We start from the raw sequence: 13,862 nt of genomic DNA, 5'->3' as shown, positions 1-13,862 counted from the left end.
CGGCGCCATCGATGGCCGCCGGTAGCACGGATGTGGTGTTGCAATTGGGCACCACAAGGGGCGATGGGGGGCTTGCGTGACCGGACAATTCGGGGCCACGATCCACGCATGACCGCTTTGATTCACGTCAGCGCCCTTTACCGCTATCCGGTGAAGGGATTGAGCCCCGAACCCCTCGAACGGGCGGAGCTGGAGACCAGCGGATTCTTCCCCGGTGACCGGCTCTACGCCATCGAGAACGGCCCATCGGGCTTCGACGCGGTGGCTCCTCGGCACCAGCCGAAGACCAAATACCTGATGCTGATGCGCGACGAGGCGCTCGCCCGTCTGCGCACCCGCTACGATGACGCCACGGCGACGCTCACCGTCGAGGGCTGCGGCGATCCGCAAGCCTTCCGCCTCGACACCGAGGCGGGGCGAAGCGGGCTGGCGGAGCTGATGCGGCAGTTCGTTCCCGAGAGCCTGCGGGGCGAGCCGAAGGTGCTCGCTGCCCCGCCGCAATACCGCTTCACGGATTCACCCACCGGCTACGTCTCGCTGATCAATCGGGCGAGCGTGGCGGCGGTGGAGGATTACCTCGGCACGCCGGTCGATCCGCTGCGCTTCCGCGGCAATCTGCTGGTGGAGGGCCTCGCACCCTTCGCCGAGCTGGAGATGGTCGGGCAGGTGATCGAGGCGCCGAGCGGCCTGCGGCTCAAGATCACCAAGCGCACGGTGCGCTGCGCGGCGACCAACGTCGATCCGGCCAGCGGCATGCGCGATTGCGACATCCCCTGGACCCTGGACGCCCGCCTGGGCCACCGCGACCTCGGTGTCTACGCCGAGGTGATCGCCGGGGGCGCCGTCGCGAAGGGGGACGCGTTGCGGCTTGTGGGCTGAACACGCAGCGCCGCCCGGGCAACCGATGCCGGACGGAGCGGTGTCCGATCAGCGGTCGAAGCGGCGCCGGCCCCGAACCGCATTCCTGGAAGGTGCGGACCCCGGCGGCTATATGAGGCTGCGCCAGCTGCACCCCGTGCCGGCCTGACGCAGCCCCGGAGCACGACATGAAGAGCGTCCTGGTGACCGGGGTGGCCGGGTTCATCGGCTATCATGTCGCCCGGCGCTGCCTGGACGCGGGGTACAGCGTCCTCGGGATCGACAACATCAACGACTATTATGCGGTCTCCCTGAAGGAGAGCCGCCTGCGCGAACTCGCCCCCTACGAGCGGTTCACGTTCCGCAAGGTCGATCTCGCCGACCGTGCGGCCACGGAGGCGATCTTCCAGGGCACGACGTTCGATACGGTCATCCATCTCGCCGCCCAGGCGGGCGTGCGCCACTCGCTCGACAACCCGCACGTCTACGTCAGGAGCAACATCGAGGGCTTCCTCCACGTGCTGGAAGGATGCCGCCACAACCGTGTGGGGCACCTTCTCTACGCCTCGTCGAGCTCGGTCTACGGTGCAGTGACGCAGATGCCGTTCTCGGTCCGCCAGAACGTCGATCATCCGGTCAGCCTCTATGCGGCGACCAAGAAGGCGAACGAACTCTTCGCCCACAGCTACAGCCATCTCTACGGCATCCCGTGCAGCGGCCTGCGCTTCTTCACGGTCTACGGCCCGTGGGGCCGGCCGGACATGGCGCTGTTCCTGTTCACGCGGGCGATCCTGGCGGGCGAGCCGATCCGGGTCTTCGCCCACGGGCAGATGCAGCGCGACTTCACCTACATCGATGACGTCGTCGAAGGCATCGTCCGCCTCGCCGAGGCGCCGGCCGCGGGCAACCCGGCCTGGGACTCGAATGCGCCCGACCCCGGGACCAGCGGCGCCCCCTATCGGATCTACAACATCGGCAGCCATCGGCCCGTGCCGCTCCTGCGCCTGATCGAAGTCCTGGAGACCTGTCTGGGCCGCACCGCGCGCAAGGAATTCCTGCCGCTCCAGCCCGGCGACGTGCCTGCGACCTACGCGGATGTCGATGCCCTCACCGAGGCGACCGGATACGCGCCCAGCACCCCCATCGAGGTCGGCGTGGAGCGTTTCGTCCGCTGGTACCGGGACTACTACCGAGTCTGACCGCGATCCCGGCGTCCCGTCGCACGCAGTCCCGCCGCCGGGCGCGGGTTCAACGCGGCCGGCGATGGCTCAGTAGCGGTCCTCGGACGTCACGCCGCCACCGGGCTCCACCTCGGGCGTCTGATCCGGAAGCGTCTCGTCCCGCTCGGGCCGCGGCTTGGTCGCCGTGCGTCTAGGCGCCGGCGTTGCCCTCTGTGGAGCCGCGAGTGCTGCCTTTCCGGCTGCACCGGGAGGCCCGGGAGGACCCGCGGGTCCCTGCGCGCCCCGCGGACCAGGCGCGCCCGCCGGGCCCGACGGCCCAGTCTCTCCGGCGGGCCCGGCCTCGCCGACGGGACCAGCCGGTCCAGGATTGCCCTGCGGCCCGGGGGATCCGACAGCGCCCGCCACGCCCGCTGGACCTGGGGGACCGGGCAGTCCCATCTCACCGCGCTCGCCGACGGGACCGACCTCCCCCCGCGGGCCGGTCTCTCCCCGGGGACCCTGCGGCCCGGCGGGCCCGACGAGGCCGGGGGCCTGCGGACCCTGCTGCCCGCAGCCCGCGACCACGACGCTGCGCGACTGCTTCGGCGTCTGCACGGTCGCGATGCAGGTGGCCGGATGATAGACGACGTGGAACTCGAAATAGCCGCGGCTGTCCGTCCGCTGGGGGAACTGGCCGTCGAGCGTGATCTCGCTGTCCGGATCATCGGCATACCCGACGATCCAGAGGTCGCCGCCCGTGATCTTGGCCGCCTCGATGCGCATCTCGGCCCGAGCGGGGACCGTCCAGGCGGTCCCAACGGCGACGATCCAGCAGAGGGCGTGGCGCTTCCGCGCTGCGCGCATGGCAATGTCCATGATCATTTGAGCGGCCACCATGCCGCACGGCTTAGGTTAAGTAATAACCCAATGGAAAGACCGAGCGCGGAAAATGCGAGTTTTCCAAGGGTCATTGCCGCAATTCGATATTCATGATGCGAATTCGCCCGGACGCCCGGTGATCATGCGGCCGGCGGTCGGGACGGCGGACCGTGCCGCGCCTACCGGCAGTTGCCCCGGCAGGCCGAGCCAGGCCCATCGCCCCAGGTGCGGCCATGCGGACCGACAAATGCACGCGCCGCGCCGGGTTCGAGCCGGAGCGGTCACAACCATGTCACCAGGCTTCGATCAGGCCGCCTCGGTGCAGGTCACGAGCAGCGTAGCCTCCAGGACCGGCACCGGCATCGGACGGCCGAGGTGGTAGCCCTGGAGGAACGGGCAACCCATCGTCTGGAGGATGCGCAGATCCTCGTCAGATTCCACACCCTCGGCCACGACCTCGAGCCCGAGCAGGCGGCCGAGGCCGAGGACCGCGAGGACCAGACCGTGCTTGTCGTCGCAGGTGCCGAGGCCGGTGACGAAGCTCCGGTCGATCTTGATCCGGTCTGCCCGAAGCTGGCGCAGGGACGAGAGCGACGAGTATCCGATGCCGAAATCGTCGAGGGCGACCCGGATGCCCGCGCGTGACAGCGCCTGCAGCTTGCCCTGGACGGCGCCGATATCGAGGGCGGTCTCTTCGGTGATCTCGATCTCCAGCATGGCGGGCGGCAGATCGAGGCTCTGCAGACGCTCGATCACGATCTCGTCCACCGGCACCTGCGCCATCTCCCGGGGCGAGACGTTCATCGCGACGCGGACGCCACCGAATCCCCGGTCTCGCAGGACCAGCATCATCGCGCAAACCCGTTCGAGGATGTAGCGGAGGAGCGACTCGGTGAGGCCGGCGGTGGCCGCCGTGGCGACCAGATCCGGGGGGGAAATCCAGCCGAGGCGCGCGTGCTGCCAGCGCACCAACGCCTCCAACCCGACCAGCGTCGTCGCGTCCATGGCGTAGATCGGCTGAAACCAAACCTCGGGGGTGGCCTCCGCGAGGGCCGTCGAGAGGTCGCGCTCCAAATCGCGGCGCATCTGCAGGCGATCGCGCAGGCCCGCGTCGAACATCCGGAAGTGGTTCCGGCCCGCCGCCTTCGCGGCGTACAGCGCCTCGTCGGCGCAACTCAGCATGTCCGTCAGGCTCGGCTCCGGGCCCGAATGAACGCCGATGCTGACCCCGAGACGGCCCGCGTCGAAACCGTCGAACGGCTGCCCCACCGCCGCGATGAGACGCGCCGCGAGCTGCTCCTGCGGTACGCCGGTGGCGGCGGGATCGTACAGCACCGCGAACTCGTCGCCGCCGAGCCGTGCCGCGAGACCGTGCTCCGGCAGCGCGGCGCTCATCCGCCGGGCGACCTCGACCAGCACCCGGTCCCCGGCCTTGTGGCCGTAGACGTCGTTGATGAACTTGAAGCCGTCGAGGTCGAGCAGCAGCAGGCCGAGCGTGCTGCCCCGGAGGCGGTCTTCCGCCTGCTGGATGAAGCCCGCCCGGTTCAGGAGGCCGGTGAGGTCGTCGTGGGTGGCGCGCCGGCGCATCTCATCGGCCAGGGCGCTCACGCTCGCGTGAGCCTCGGCACGCGACCGCGCCAGCGCGGTGGCCTCGTTCTTGAGCCGGCTGGCCTCACGGAAACCGGCCTCGCTCCGGAACGCGGTGTGCGTCAGGGCCAGGAGGTAGAGCAGCACGCAGGCTGCGAGGCAGTTTCGGTCGAAGTCGCCGGCCGCGCAGAGACAGATAAAGACCGAGAGCAGCGGCAGCAGGATGAAGGACAACGGGATCCGCGCGTAGGCGGTCCCATGCGTCACCGCTCCCGCGGTGATGCCGCAGGTGATGGCGAGATAGAACAAGGTCTGCGCGGAGGTGTAGCCCTCGCAGAGCAGCGGTTGGCTGGACCAGACCAGGCCGGACAGGCACGCCGCGGCGGTGCAGGCACGCAGATGCCGATCGACCGACCGCGCCGCCGCGGCGGCCATGCCCGGCGGCGTCTCGGCCGTCAGATTCAGGCCGAGGCAGGGGGCGCGGCACAGCCCGATCCGGAGGAGGTTGGCGCAGGTCGAGACCGCGAACCAGAGGGCCCCGGCCTCGCCGTGCCCGCTCCGATACGCCACCAGCATGCTCGCCAGCCCGAGCAACATGTTGACGGGGATCGCAGCGAGGACACTGCTGCGCATGGCTTCGAGCTGGTCCCGTCGGACGAGGGCGCGCGAACGCGGGCCCGCGGGATCCAAGATCTCGCCGAGGCCGGGCGAATCCGGATTGAATCTCTCCTGGTCCCGAACGATCATCGCGCGTCCATTCAGAAGCGCGCCATCATCCCTATCGAATCGTAAGATATCGTTGCGGGATCACCGGTACAGACGATCCGTCCGAACGGAGCCAATCTTCGCTGGCTGAAGACGTCGGTTCGTGCGCCGTGCCACCGGACACCGCATCGCATCGCATCCCGGGCGGCGTCCGGGCCTCGGATCCGTCATGGCCCTCACGCGCGACCTCCTCGACGTCCAGACCATCTACCATGAGGCCGCGGTGCGGGATTTCCCCCTGGGGCAGGACATCCTCGCACGCTTCCCCGAGGCCGAACTCATCCCGGTGCCGTCGCACTGGAACATCCCGGAACTGCATGGCAACGCCGGATCCGTGGAGGATTGGGTGCGGATCAAGCGCTCGACCCTGGTGCTCGGGGTGAAGAAGAGCCTCACGATGCGTCCGAACGGCCGCAGCGCCCACTTCATTGCGCCCTCGACGTCCAACGGCTGCGCCATGGCCTGCGCCTATTGCTACGTGCCGCGCCGCAAGGGTTTTGCGAACCCGATCTCGCTGTTCGTGAATATCGAGCAGGCCTGCGCGGCGATCGGCCGGCACGCTGGACGCCAGGGGCCCCTCCGGGAACCCGACACGATCGACCCGGCCTACTGGGTCTACGATATCGGGGAGAACGCCGATCTTTCGGTGGATGCCGCCGTGAGCGGCGGCGTCCGGAGCCTGATCGCGCTGTTTCGCGGACTTCCGAACGCCAAGGCGTCCTTCGCCACCAAGGCGGTGAACCGCACCCTCCTGGACTACGATCCGCAGGGCAAGACACGGATCCGCTTCTCGCTCATGCCCGCGCGCATCGCCAAGATCGTCGACGTGCGCACCGCCCCGATCCCGGAGCGGATCGCCGCCATCGATGACTTCGTAGCGGCCGGCTACGAGGTCCACGTCAATTTCTCGCCGGTGATCCTGTACGAAGGCTGGGAGGCCGATTGGCGCGCGCTCTTCGCCGAGATCGACGGCTCGCTGTCGGACGCCGCGAAGGCGCAGCTGAAATGCGAGATCATCCTGCTGACCCACAACGCGGATCTGCATGCCGTAAATCTGGGCTGGCATCCGCGGGCCGAGGATCTGCTGTGGCGGCCGGACATCCAGGAGGCCAAGGTCTCGGAGGGCGGCGGCACCAATCTGCGCTACCGGGCCGGCTGGAAGGGCCAGTGGCTCGCCCGATTCAAGGGCCTGCTCGCCGAGACCATGCCCTACTGCACGGTCCGCTACGCGTTCTGAACTCCCGGCCATCCGCGGCGTTGGAGCGCCAGCATCGGCCCGGCTCTGATGTCCCGGGCGCGGTATCAGCGGAGAGGATCGTGGGGATGTCCACGCACGAGGCCTATATCGGCGAGGCGGTCGCCCTCGCGGCGGACAACGTGCGCGCCGGAGGCGTGCCCTACGGGGCCGTGATCGTGCGCGACGGTGCCGTCCTCGTGCGCGCGGCCAACACCGTCCACGCGACGAACGACCCGAGCGCCCATGCCGAGATGGTGGCGTTGCGCGAGGCGAGCCGGATCCTGGGTCGGCGCGATCTCTCCGACTGCATCATGTACGCGAGCGGACGCCCCTGCCCGATGTGCCATGCCGCGATGCGCCTGTCGGGCTTCAAGCAGGGCTATTTCGCCTTCTCGGCCGAGGAAGCCGAAGAGCATGGCGCTGGCAGTGCTACGATCTACGCGGAGCTGTGCCAGCCCCTCGACGCGCAACCGATGCGGCTCCGTCAGATCCGGCCGGCGGGGACTTCGCCCTACGCGGCGTGGCGGGCGCGGCGAGAATCCTGACGCGTCAGTGCGTCCAGGGGGCGGTGCGGTTGAACTTGAAATTATCCGAGTAGGACAATCCCTTGCGCAAAGCGGGCTTCGCCGGCTGCTCGACCCGGTAGGCGATGCCCTCGCGCTGGGCGTAGGCCACCGCCTCCTCCTCCGTGTCGAATTCCAGCCGGACCTGCTGCATCATGTCGGAGGATCCGTTCCAGCCCATGAGCGGATCGATCTCGCGCGGGCTGGTCCGGTCGAACTCCAGCACCCACTGCTTGGTGCGGGCGAGGCCCGACTGCGTGGCATCCCGGGACGGACGGAAGATGCGGGCGCTCGGCATCTGACGCGACATGCTCCTGATCGAATGGTCGGGGCGATAGGATTCGAACCTACGACCCCCTGGTCCCAAACCAGGTGCGCTACCAGACTGCGCCACACCCCGACACCCCGTTAGGGGTTTCGATCCCTAGCGTTTCGGCCGCTCCGCCGCAAGGCGACTGTCGACCGCGGAATGGCTGGGGTTTCCCTCGGAGGCATCGAGCGGAAGCGCGTGGCTCGACGGCGATTGCGAGGCCGATTCACGCAACCCACAGGGAACACGGGGGCTGAACGCGCACCGATCCATCAGTCGGTCGTGACAGCGGCCGTGGTAAATGATTTGCTAATGCCTCCTGCAGCGCCGTCGCGCGTGATGGAGAGATCCCAGTGTTGGACGATAACGATCCGCGTAGGTACGATGACCCGATCTGGTACGATCGGGCCGAGGTCGACGAACCGCCGGGCCCGATTCTGAACGCCGTGGCATACCTCTTCCTGCTGCTTCTGGCCGCCTGTGCAATCGCGGTACAGCTGTATTGGCTGCCCAATACGCTCTGGTGCCAGATTGCCGGCTGGATCGAGCGCCGCCGCGTCACATCCACGCGACGGCTGTGATCGGCCTGCCCATATGTGGTGGCAGCAGGTCCACCCCTGGCTGGCGCGTCGATCGCTGCCGATAACGCGGCTCGGCATAGGGCGGCCGTTCAACCGACGGCGGTCACGTCTCTTTAAGCCTCAGCCAATGCACACGTAGGCGTTGGCAGGCGTTTTCCTGTATCCTCACGGAGCGTCGAGACGCATCGCGCATTCCGGCGGTTCGGGCTCTTCGAGGATGCCGGCGCGTCGAGCGGATGGAATTGGCGGCACGATCAGCCCGGGAGGCACCGGATCGATGACCGGCAGCGCAATGCCCACGTCCCGTCGGATAACCAATACCCAATGCGCTCGTGCCGCGTTCAGCGAGGCCGGCCCGCTGCGAGGTCCCGGGCCAACCGACCGGGCCCGCACGGCATCGGTATTCACTAACGGGAAAAACCTATTCGTCACTATGGACTTAATCGGGACGTCCGCTGCAGAGTCTTTCGGGGATGCGTGGGCCCGGCACCCACGACCGATCGCGGAACGCGCGATGGTACCGGTCTTTATTGTCGAAGCACCCGTGTTGGCGGTCGGACGGCTTCGGAATGGCAAACGAAGCGTTGCTGTCCCGGTCAACGTGCTCGGCAGGTTTGCGGCATCAAGATGCGATCCGAACGAGCGCCGCCGACCCGGTTCGGGCGGGATTCCGCCTGGATCGACGGATAGGAATGGCGTAATTCCCGGATCGGCTGTGCTCGAGGATTGTTACGATGAATAAACATACTGGCTGCATGGAAGGCAGTATAAAACGTAACGTGCACGCGCGCCGGAATTTTTTTGCTGCAGCCTCGTCTCTACTCATCGCCTTGATGGTGATGCTGCCTCAGAGCAGCCACGCATTGGACGGCGATTACAGGCTCGGTGCGGGCGACAAGACCCGCGTCCGGGCGAGCGAGTGGCGGGCCTCTCAGGCCCAGGTCTACGAGTGGGATGCCATATCCGGCGAATACACGATCAATTCCTCGGGTTTTATGTCGTTGCCGCTCATCGGCGATGTGAAGGCCGCAGGCAAATCGACCAGCGAAGTCGCGGACATCATAGCCGATGGCCTCGTGAAGAAGATCGGCACCGTCAAGCGGCCTGAGATCGCCATCGAGATCACTCAGTATCGACCGTTCTACATCCTCGGTCCGGTCACACGCCCCGGCGATTACCCCTTCCGCCCCAATCTGACGGTCCTTCAGGCGGTCGGCGTCGCGGGCGGGTTTCGCCGGACATCCGATGAGCGCCCCGAGCGGGAGTCGATCAGCAGCGAAGGGGATCTGAACGTCCTTCAGCTGACCCTGTCTTCATATCTGACGCGTCTCGCGCGCCTGAATGCGGAATTGTCGGACGCCAAGGACGTGACGTTCCCGCCAGAGGTCAATGCCCAAGCCAGTAATCCGATCGTGCGGGATTTCATCAAGCAGCAGGTGAACATCTTTCAGTCGCGCAAGGAGTCCATGCGCTCGCAGCTCAAGTCTTACGAGGCGCTCAAGGTCCTCCTCAACCAAGAGGTGACCTCGCTCAACGAACGTTCGCAATCACAGCAGCGGCAGATCGACCTGGCGAAGCGCGAGCGGGATGCCGTCGACACGCTCATGAATAAAGGACTGACCGTCAACGCCCGGCAGTCAACACTAGAACAACAATTGGCACAGTTCGAGTCCTCAAAGCTCGACATCTCCACGTCGATCCTCCGCGCCCAGCAGGAGCTGAGCAAGGCCGACCGGGATAGCCTGGAGCTGCGCAACAAATTCAAGAACGAGGTCTCCGACGAGATTCACGACGTGTCCTTGAAGATGCAGGAGACGAAGGAAAAGATCACCACCGCCCAGGCGCTCCTTTCCGATACGGATGGATACATCTCGAAGTCGAGCGACCGGAACGCCCGGACGTCCTACACCATTGTTCGCAAAGTCGATGGCAAGGTCCAGGAATTGGCCGCCGATGAGGGAACGGCCGTATTTCCCGAGGACGTGGTCCGGGTCCGGATCAATCGGAAAGTCGATGCCGAGGGCGGGCGAACTGAGCTCGGATCCGAGCAGGCCGCCGGCCAGTTGCCCGGATCCCAACTCAAGAGCATCCGGTAGCGCACGGACGATCCGCAACGCCGCGACAGCGGCCGTTTGACTGGAGCGCTCGTGGCCGCAATGGGCACCGGTTCGGTTCGAACGCAGGCGAAAACGCGAGGACCGAGAGCCGGCAGATCAAAGCGCGCAGGGAGCGCCCCACGGGATTCGACAATCCGGGGACATTCCTTGAGGACGTGAGAAACCTGGACGTGTGTGCGCGTCCTGATGATGCCGACCGCACACTGTACCGGTTCCGCCATGCTTCAACCGCGGCGTGCCGCGCATTCGGCCGCCGATGCAACGCGCGCCACCAACCGTCCGTTTTCCCACGGTGGCTCGCGGGACAAGGCCTTGGACGGGTACGCCCTGGATCCTCGTCGGCGTGCCGGGAGTTCTTGTTCGGGCGGCTCGCGTTTCCAAGCGTCAATGAGTACGGACATCGTAAAACGATCTCTGTATTTGAAAATTGTATTTTTCTTTGAGGCAGATTGAATGAAAGTTGCGATCGTTCATTATTGGTTGGTCGGTATGCGCGGCGGCGAGAAAGTCGTCGAGGCACTCTGCAGGATGTATCCCGACGCCGATATCTTCACGCACGCCTATGACCCGGCATCCATGTCGCCCACCATCAAGGCGCACCGGATCACAACATCCTTCATCGGTCGACTTCCCTTCGCGGCATCGAAATACAAGTCCTATCTGCCGCTCATGCCGATGGCCCTGGAGCAACTGGATTTGCGCGGCTACGATCTAGTAATCAGCAGCGAATCCGGGCCGGCGAAAGGAATCATCCCACCCTCGACAGCCACACATATCTGCTATTGCCACTCGCCGATGCGCTACGTCTGGAACATGTTTCACGATTACAGAGAGCGCACGAGTTTTATAAACCGGATCGTGATGCCGCCCGCTGCACACTACATCCGAAATTGGGATGCCATTTCAGCCAACCGCGTCCACGAATTCGTAGCCAATTCCGCCACAGTCGCGCGCCGCATCGAAACGTATTACCGCCGCCGATCCGTGGTCGTTTATCCCCCCGTCGATACGGAAGCCTTCGAGATCGTCCCGGACCATGAGCTCGGCGATTATTATCTGATGGTCGGTGAACTCGTCCGGTACAAGCGACCGGAACTGGCCGTCGAGGCATTCAATCGCCTGAAGAAACCTCTGGTCGTGATCGGAGGCGGGGAAATGTTGCGCGAACTTCAGAGCCTCGCCGGCCCCACGGTGAAAATCCTCGGGCCGCAGCCCTTCTCGGTGCTCAAGCATCATTATGCCCGCTGCCAAGCCTTGATCTTTCCAGGCGAAGAGGATTTCGGCATCGTCCCCGTCGAGGCCATGGCGAGTGGCCGACCGGTCATCGCGTTTGCGAAAGGCGGAGCCACGGAAACCGTTCAGGATGGCATAACCGGCACGTTCTTCCGTGATCAGAGCGTCGACGCGATCATCGACGCGCTGGAGCGAAGCAGGCAGATCGCCTTCGATCCGACGCGAATTGCCAGTCGCGCCTCCGAATTCAGCGTCGATCGCTTTTCGAGGGAAATGGCTCGCTTCATCGAAAAAACCATGAATCGTTCAGGTTTTGACGGCCTGGACAATATATAAGCACGACCCTAGCCTAGATAGATGCGTCAAAGGCCACGATCGAACGAATTGGATGACCTTCGTTTGCGGCTTTCAAATATTTTTTGGTGCTATCGAAACACTTATAGCGATCAATTTATTTAAAACGCTAATCTTAAGTCGGAGCGCGCGCTATTGATCGATAAAGTAACGTTTGGCGAGAGCGCTTAGACACATATTTTCTATTGAGGCTATCAAACGCGCGAAGGCAGGCCTGGTGAAGTTGGGTTGAAAATCTGGCCACAAACAACAAACATCGATCATCCGCAGTTCTCAGCATAATGTAATTGCGCCTCACACGCGCCTTTGCCTCGCGCATCCGCGATGACCTCGTCTCGACAATGTTAAGCTTGCCCCCCGGCGCAAGCCTTCGTCCAAACGGTCGCGTTTCCGCGAGCCAAAACAACCCGACCGTGATCGTCAGAGCATCGCCCCGGATCGCATCATGAAGAAAATCCTGTTCGTGACGCATGCTGCCAGCTACGGCGGCGCCGAGCTGTTTCTCCGCGATGTCGTGCTTCATGCGCGCAGCAGCGGACAGGAATGGCCGGTCATTTTCCTCGCTGATGGCCCGCTCAAGACGGATCTCATCGATGCCGGTGCGACGGCCAAGACTGTCAGCGCCGGTGCTCAGATCCTGAAGCTGAAGCGGGGGTCGAATGTCCGTGAAGCGCTATCGGCGCTGTACAGCATTTACGCGGTCGTTAAAGTTTTGGCTAAAGAATTCCGGAACTACGACGTCATCTGCGCCAACAGCCAGAAATCCTTGTTCATCGCCGGACTTGCGGCACGACTCGCACGAAAGCCGTTCGTGTGGATCCTACATGATCTCGTATCCGACCAGAGTTTCTCCGGCGCGATGCGACGAGCTCTGGTTTTCTTCGCTAATCATATGACGTCGGCTGTCGTCGCAAATTCTTATGCCGCGAAAGACGCTCTTGTCCAATGCGGAGGCAAAGCAGACAAGATCTCGGTCGTCTATAATGGCTTCGATTTTGACACCAATTTCGGTGACAACGCCACCGAGCGGGATCGCGCGACCCTCCTCGGAGAGGCAGGCTTATCGGATCTGCCGACTGTCGGTTTGTTCGGCCGGATTGCGCAGTGGAAGGGCCAACATGTCCTGATCGAAGCGGTCGAGCGGGTTCCCCGTCTGCAAGCGATCATCGTGGGTGATGCGACCTATCAGGACGGCTCCTATTTCGATCAGATTCGAGCCATGGTTGAGGACAGGAATCTGTCCCACCGCGTCAAATTCCTGGGGTTTCGGAAGGACGTTCAGCGCCTGATGGCGACCGTCGATATCGTGGCGCACACGTCGACCGAGCCGGAGCCGTTCGGTCGGGTGATCGTCGAAGGCATGGCGCAACGCCGCCCCGTGATCGCGACGCGGGGCGGCGGTGTCGGCGAAATCATCGATCACCCGACAAACGGCATTCTCTGCGAAGCGGGAGACAGTGTGGCGCTGGCCGAGGCCATGCGCGCGATCATCACGGATGACGCGATGGCGTCTCGCTTGGCCGAGGCGGGCTATCAAAAGGTGACGGCTCGATTCTCGATCGAGCGCTCCGTCCGGGACCTGAAGGACGTCTTCGACGGGTTATCACGCGCCTGACTGGCGAACGCACCGGCCGGTCAGGCACCGCGTTCTCTTAGCCGCCCGGCGGCGCGGGTTGCTTCAGCCGGGTGGTGGGCGGTGAGGGACTCGAACCCCCGACCCTCTCCGTGTAAAGGAGACGCTCTACCAACTGAGCTAACCGCCCGGCGGCCGACCGTTACGGCATGGCGCATGCCCGGCGCAAGGCCCGGCGACCAGCGCCGTGAAGGCCGGTGAAAAGCCGGCGCGCTCGGTGGGTTTGCAGCCGGCCCCGTTGGAGACGGATTGGGTTCCAGCCGCGCGGACTGAGCGCGTTCCGGCCTCCACTGAGCAGATCAGCGGGATGCCGATCTCCTGGGCGATCCGCGCCGCAAGTCCCGCCGGACCAGCACCGCCAAGGATGATCGTTTCGGCGCCATGACCGACGCAGGCGCCGCACGCGTCGACCAAACCTGCGAGCGCAGCGTCCGGGTTGCGGGCGATGGCACCGCCACTCGGAGCCACAGTTCGGATCGTCGCAAGCGCATCTGCCAGGCCGAGCACCATCACGATAGCCCGGAGCATCGGCCCCAGGCGGCGCCGCCGACGACAAGGTCGGTCACCGGCGCGCTGGTGCTGGGA

At 65.0% G+C, this 13,862-nt stretch carries 13 protein-coding genes and 2 tRNA genes; 8 read left to right on the top strand and 7 right to left on the bottom strand.

The genetic code is table 11. The features are described from left to right. Window positions 1-108 precede the first annotated feature (108 nt). Together MKK69_RS06725 and MKK69_RS06720 are read left to right on the top strand one after the other, a co-directional pair. Window positions 109-879 carry an MOSC domain-containing protein gene (locus MKK69_RS06725; RefSeq protein WP_243966978.1) on the top strand — a complete coding sequence of 257 codons (771 nt, stop codon included), beginning with the start codon at window positions 109-111 and terminating at the stop codon, window positions 877-879. A gap of 167 nt (window positions 880-1,046) precedes the next feature. After that, window positions 1,047-2,057: an NAD-dependent epimerase gene (locus tag MKK69_RS06720; RefSeq protein ID WP_243966977.1), complete on the top strand. Its 1,011-nt coding sequence runs from the start codon at window positions 1,047-1,049 to the stop codon at window positions 2,055-2,057. A 69-nt stretch (window positions 2,058-2,126) separates the two neighbouring features. Here MKK69_RS06720 and MKK69_RS06715 read toward each other — a convergent pair whose 3' ends face one another. Together MKK69_RS06715 and MKK69_RS06710 are read right to left on the bottom strand one after the other, a co-directional pair. Continuing rightward, window positions 2,127-2,882, bottom strand: a complete 756-nt coding sequence (locus tag MKK69_RS06715; protein ID WP_243966976.1) for a collagen-like protein — start codon at window positions 2,880-2,882, stop codon at window positions 2,127-2,129. Between the two features lie 321 nt (window positions 2,883-3,203). Further along, the gene (locus MKK69_RS06710) at window positions 3,204-5,117 is read right to left on the bottom strand and encodes a putative bifunctional diguanylate cyclase/phosphodiesterase (protein WP_243966975.1); all 1,914 of its coding nucleotides are present in this window, start codon (window positions 5,115-5,117) and stop codon (window positions 3,204-3,206) included. Between the two features lie 301 nt (window positions 5,118-5,418). On the opposite strand from MKK69_RS06710, the gene MKK69_RS06705 reads away from it, so the two are divergent. Then, complete coding sequence (locus MKK69_RS06705) at window positions 5,419-6,486, top strand: spore photoproduct lyase family protein (protein WP_243966974.1); 1,068 nt, start codon at window positions 5,419-5,421, stop codon at window positions 6,484-6,486. Between the two features lie 86 nt (window positions 6,487-6,572). Next, window positions 6,573-7,031, top strand: coding sequence for a nucleoside deaminase (locus MKK69_RS06700; RefSeq protein ID WP_243966972.1), 459 nt, complete (start codon window positions 6,573-6,575; stop codon window positions 7,029-7,031). A 4-nt stretch (window positions 7,032-7,035) separates the two neighbouring features. On the opposite strand, the gene MKK69_RS06695 is transcribed toward MKK69_RS06700, so the two are convergent. Together MKK69_RS06695 and MKK69_RS06690 are read right to left on the bottom strand one after the other, a co-directional pair. Further along, window positions 7,036-7,359: an ETC complex I subunit gene (locus MKK69_RS06695; protein ID WP_243966971.1), complete on the bottom strand. Its 324-nt coding sequence runs from the start codon at window positions 7,357-7,359 to the stop codon at window positions 7,036-7,038. A 13-nt stretch (window positions 7,360-7,372) separates the two neighbouring features. Next, window positions 7,373-7,449, bottom strand: a tRNA-Pro gene (locus MKK69_RS06690). Window positions 7,450-7,715: 266 nt separating this feature from the next. Here MKK69_RS06690 and MKK69_RS06685 point away from each other — a divergent pair. Then, window positions 7,716-7,940, top strand: coding sequence for a hypothetical protein (locus tag MKK69_RS06685; RefSeq protein WP_243966970.1), 225 nt, complete (start codon window positions 7,716-7,718; stop codon window positions 7,938-7,940). A 165-nt stretch (window positions 7,941-8,105) separates the two neighbouring features. On the opposite strand, the gene MKK69_RS30935 is transcribed toward MKK69_RS06685, so the two are convergent. Next, window positions 8,106-8,240: a hypothetical protein gene (locus tag MKK69_RS30935; protein WP_279598222.1), complete on the bottom strand. Its 135-nt coding sequence runs from the start codon at window positions 8,238-8,240 to the stop codon at window positions 8,106-8,108. A 434-nt stretch (window positions 8,241-8,674) separates the two neighbouring features. Here MKK69_RS30935 and MKK69_RS06680 point away from each other — a divergent pair, with 434 nt between their 5' ends. The 3 genes from MKK69_RS06680 to MKK69_RS06670 all read left to right on the top strand — a co-directional run bounded on the left by MKK69_RS06680 (window position 8,675) and on the right by MKK69_RS06670 (window position 13,259). Next, entirely contained in the window at window positions 8,675-10,036 is a 1,362-nt protein-coding gene (locus MKK69_RS06680; protein WP_243966969.1) for a polysaccharide biosynthesis/export family protein, read from the top strand. A 474-nt stretch (window positions 10,037-10,510) separates the two neighbouring features. Beyond that, complete coding sequence (locus MKK69_RS06675; protein ID WP_243966968.1) at window positions 10,511-11,626, top strand: glycosyltransferase; 1,116 nt, start codon at window positions 10,511-10,513, stop codon at window positions 11,624-11,626. A gap of 463 nt (window positions 11,627-12,089) precedes the next feature. Then, window positions 12,090-13,259, top strand: coding sequence for a glycosyltransferase family 4 protein (locus MKK69_RS06670; RefSeq protein ID WP_243966967.1), 1,170 nt, complete (start codon window positions 12,090-12,092; stop codon window positions 13,257-13,259). A 72-nt stretch (window positions 13,260-13,331) separates the two neighbouring features. On the opposite strand, the gene MKK69_RS06665 is transcribed toward MKK69_RS06670, so the two are convergent. Both MKK69_RS06665 and MKK69_RS06660 read right to left on the bottom strand, forming a co-directional pair. Continuing rightward, window positions 13,332-13,407 (bottom strand) — tRNA-Val (locus MKK69_RS06665). Next, window positions 13,398-13,805, bottom strand: a complete 408-nt coding sequence (locus MKK69_RS06660) for an aspartate/glutamate racemase family protein (protein ID WP_409564783.1) — start codon at window positions 13,803-13,805, stop codon at window positions 13,398-13,400. The genes MKK69_RS06665 and MKK69_RS06660 overlap by 10 nt, the downstream gene beginning before the upstream one ends. Window positions 13,806-13,862 lie beyond the last annotated feature (57 nt).

The sequence above is a fragment of the Methylobacterium sp. J-026 genome, assembly GCF_022829585.1.
In the GTDB taxonomy this organism is placed as follows: domain Bacteria; phylum Pseudomonadota; class Alphaproteobacteria; order Rhizobiales; family Beijerinckiaceae; genus Methylobacterium.
This window is presented reverse-complemented; position numbering and strand designations above follow the sequence as displayed.

Coding starts and splice junctions, on each gene's coding strand:
- MKK69_RS06725 (WP_243966978.1), top strand. CDS start 109: ATGACCGCTTTGATTCACGTCAGCGCCCTTTACCGCTATCCGGTGAAG.
- MKK69_RS06720 (WP_243966977.1), top strand. CDS start 1,047: ATGAAGAGCGTCCTGGTGACCGGGGTGGCCGGGTTCATCGGCTATCAT.
- MKK69_RS06715 (WP_243966976.1), bottom strand. CDS start 2,882: ATGCGCGCAGCGCGGAAGCGCCACGCCCTCTGCTGGATCGTCGCCGTT.
- MKK69_RS06710 (WP_243966975.1), bottom strand. CDS start 5,117: ATGCGCAGCAGTGTCCTCGCTGCGATCCCCGTCAACATGTTGCTCGGG.
- MKK69_RS06705 (WP_243966974.1), top strand. CDS start 5,419: ATGGCCCTCACGCGCGACCTCCTCGACGTCCAGACCATCTACCATGAG.
- MKK69_RS06700 (WP_243966972.1), top strand. CDS start 6,573: ATGTCCACGCACGAGGCCTATATCGGCGAGGCGGTCGCCCTCGCGGCG.
- MKK69_RS06695 (WP_243966971.1), bottom strand. CDS start 7,359: ATGTCGCGTCAGATGCCGAGCGCCCGCATCTTCCGTCCGTCCCGGGAT.
- MKK69_RS06680 (WP_243966969.1), top strand. CDS start 8,675: ATGAATAAACATACTGGCTGCATGGAAGGCAGTATAAAACGTAACGTG.
- MKK69_RS06675 (WP_243966968.1), top strand. CDS start 10,511: ATGAAAGTTGCGATCGTTCATTATTGGTTGGTCGGTATGCGCGGCGGC.
- MKK69_RS06670 (WP_243966967.1), top strand. CDS start 12,090: ATGAAGAAAATCCTGTTCGTGACGCATGCTGCCAGCTACGGCGGCGCC.
- MKK69_RS06660 (WP_409564783.1), bottom strand. CDS start 13,805: ATGCTCCGGGCTATCGTGATGGTGCTCGGCCTGGCAGATGCGCTTGCG.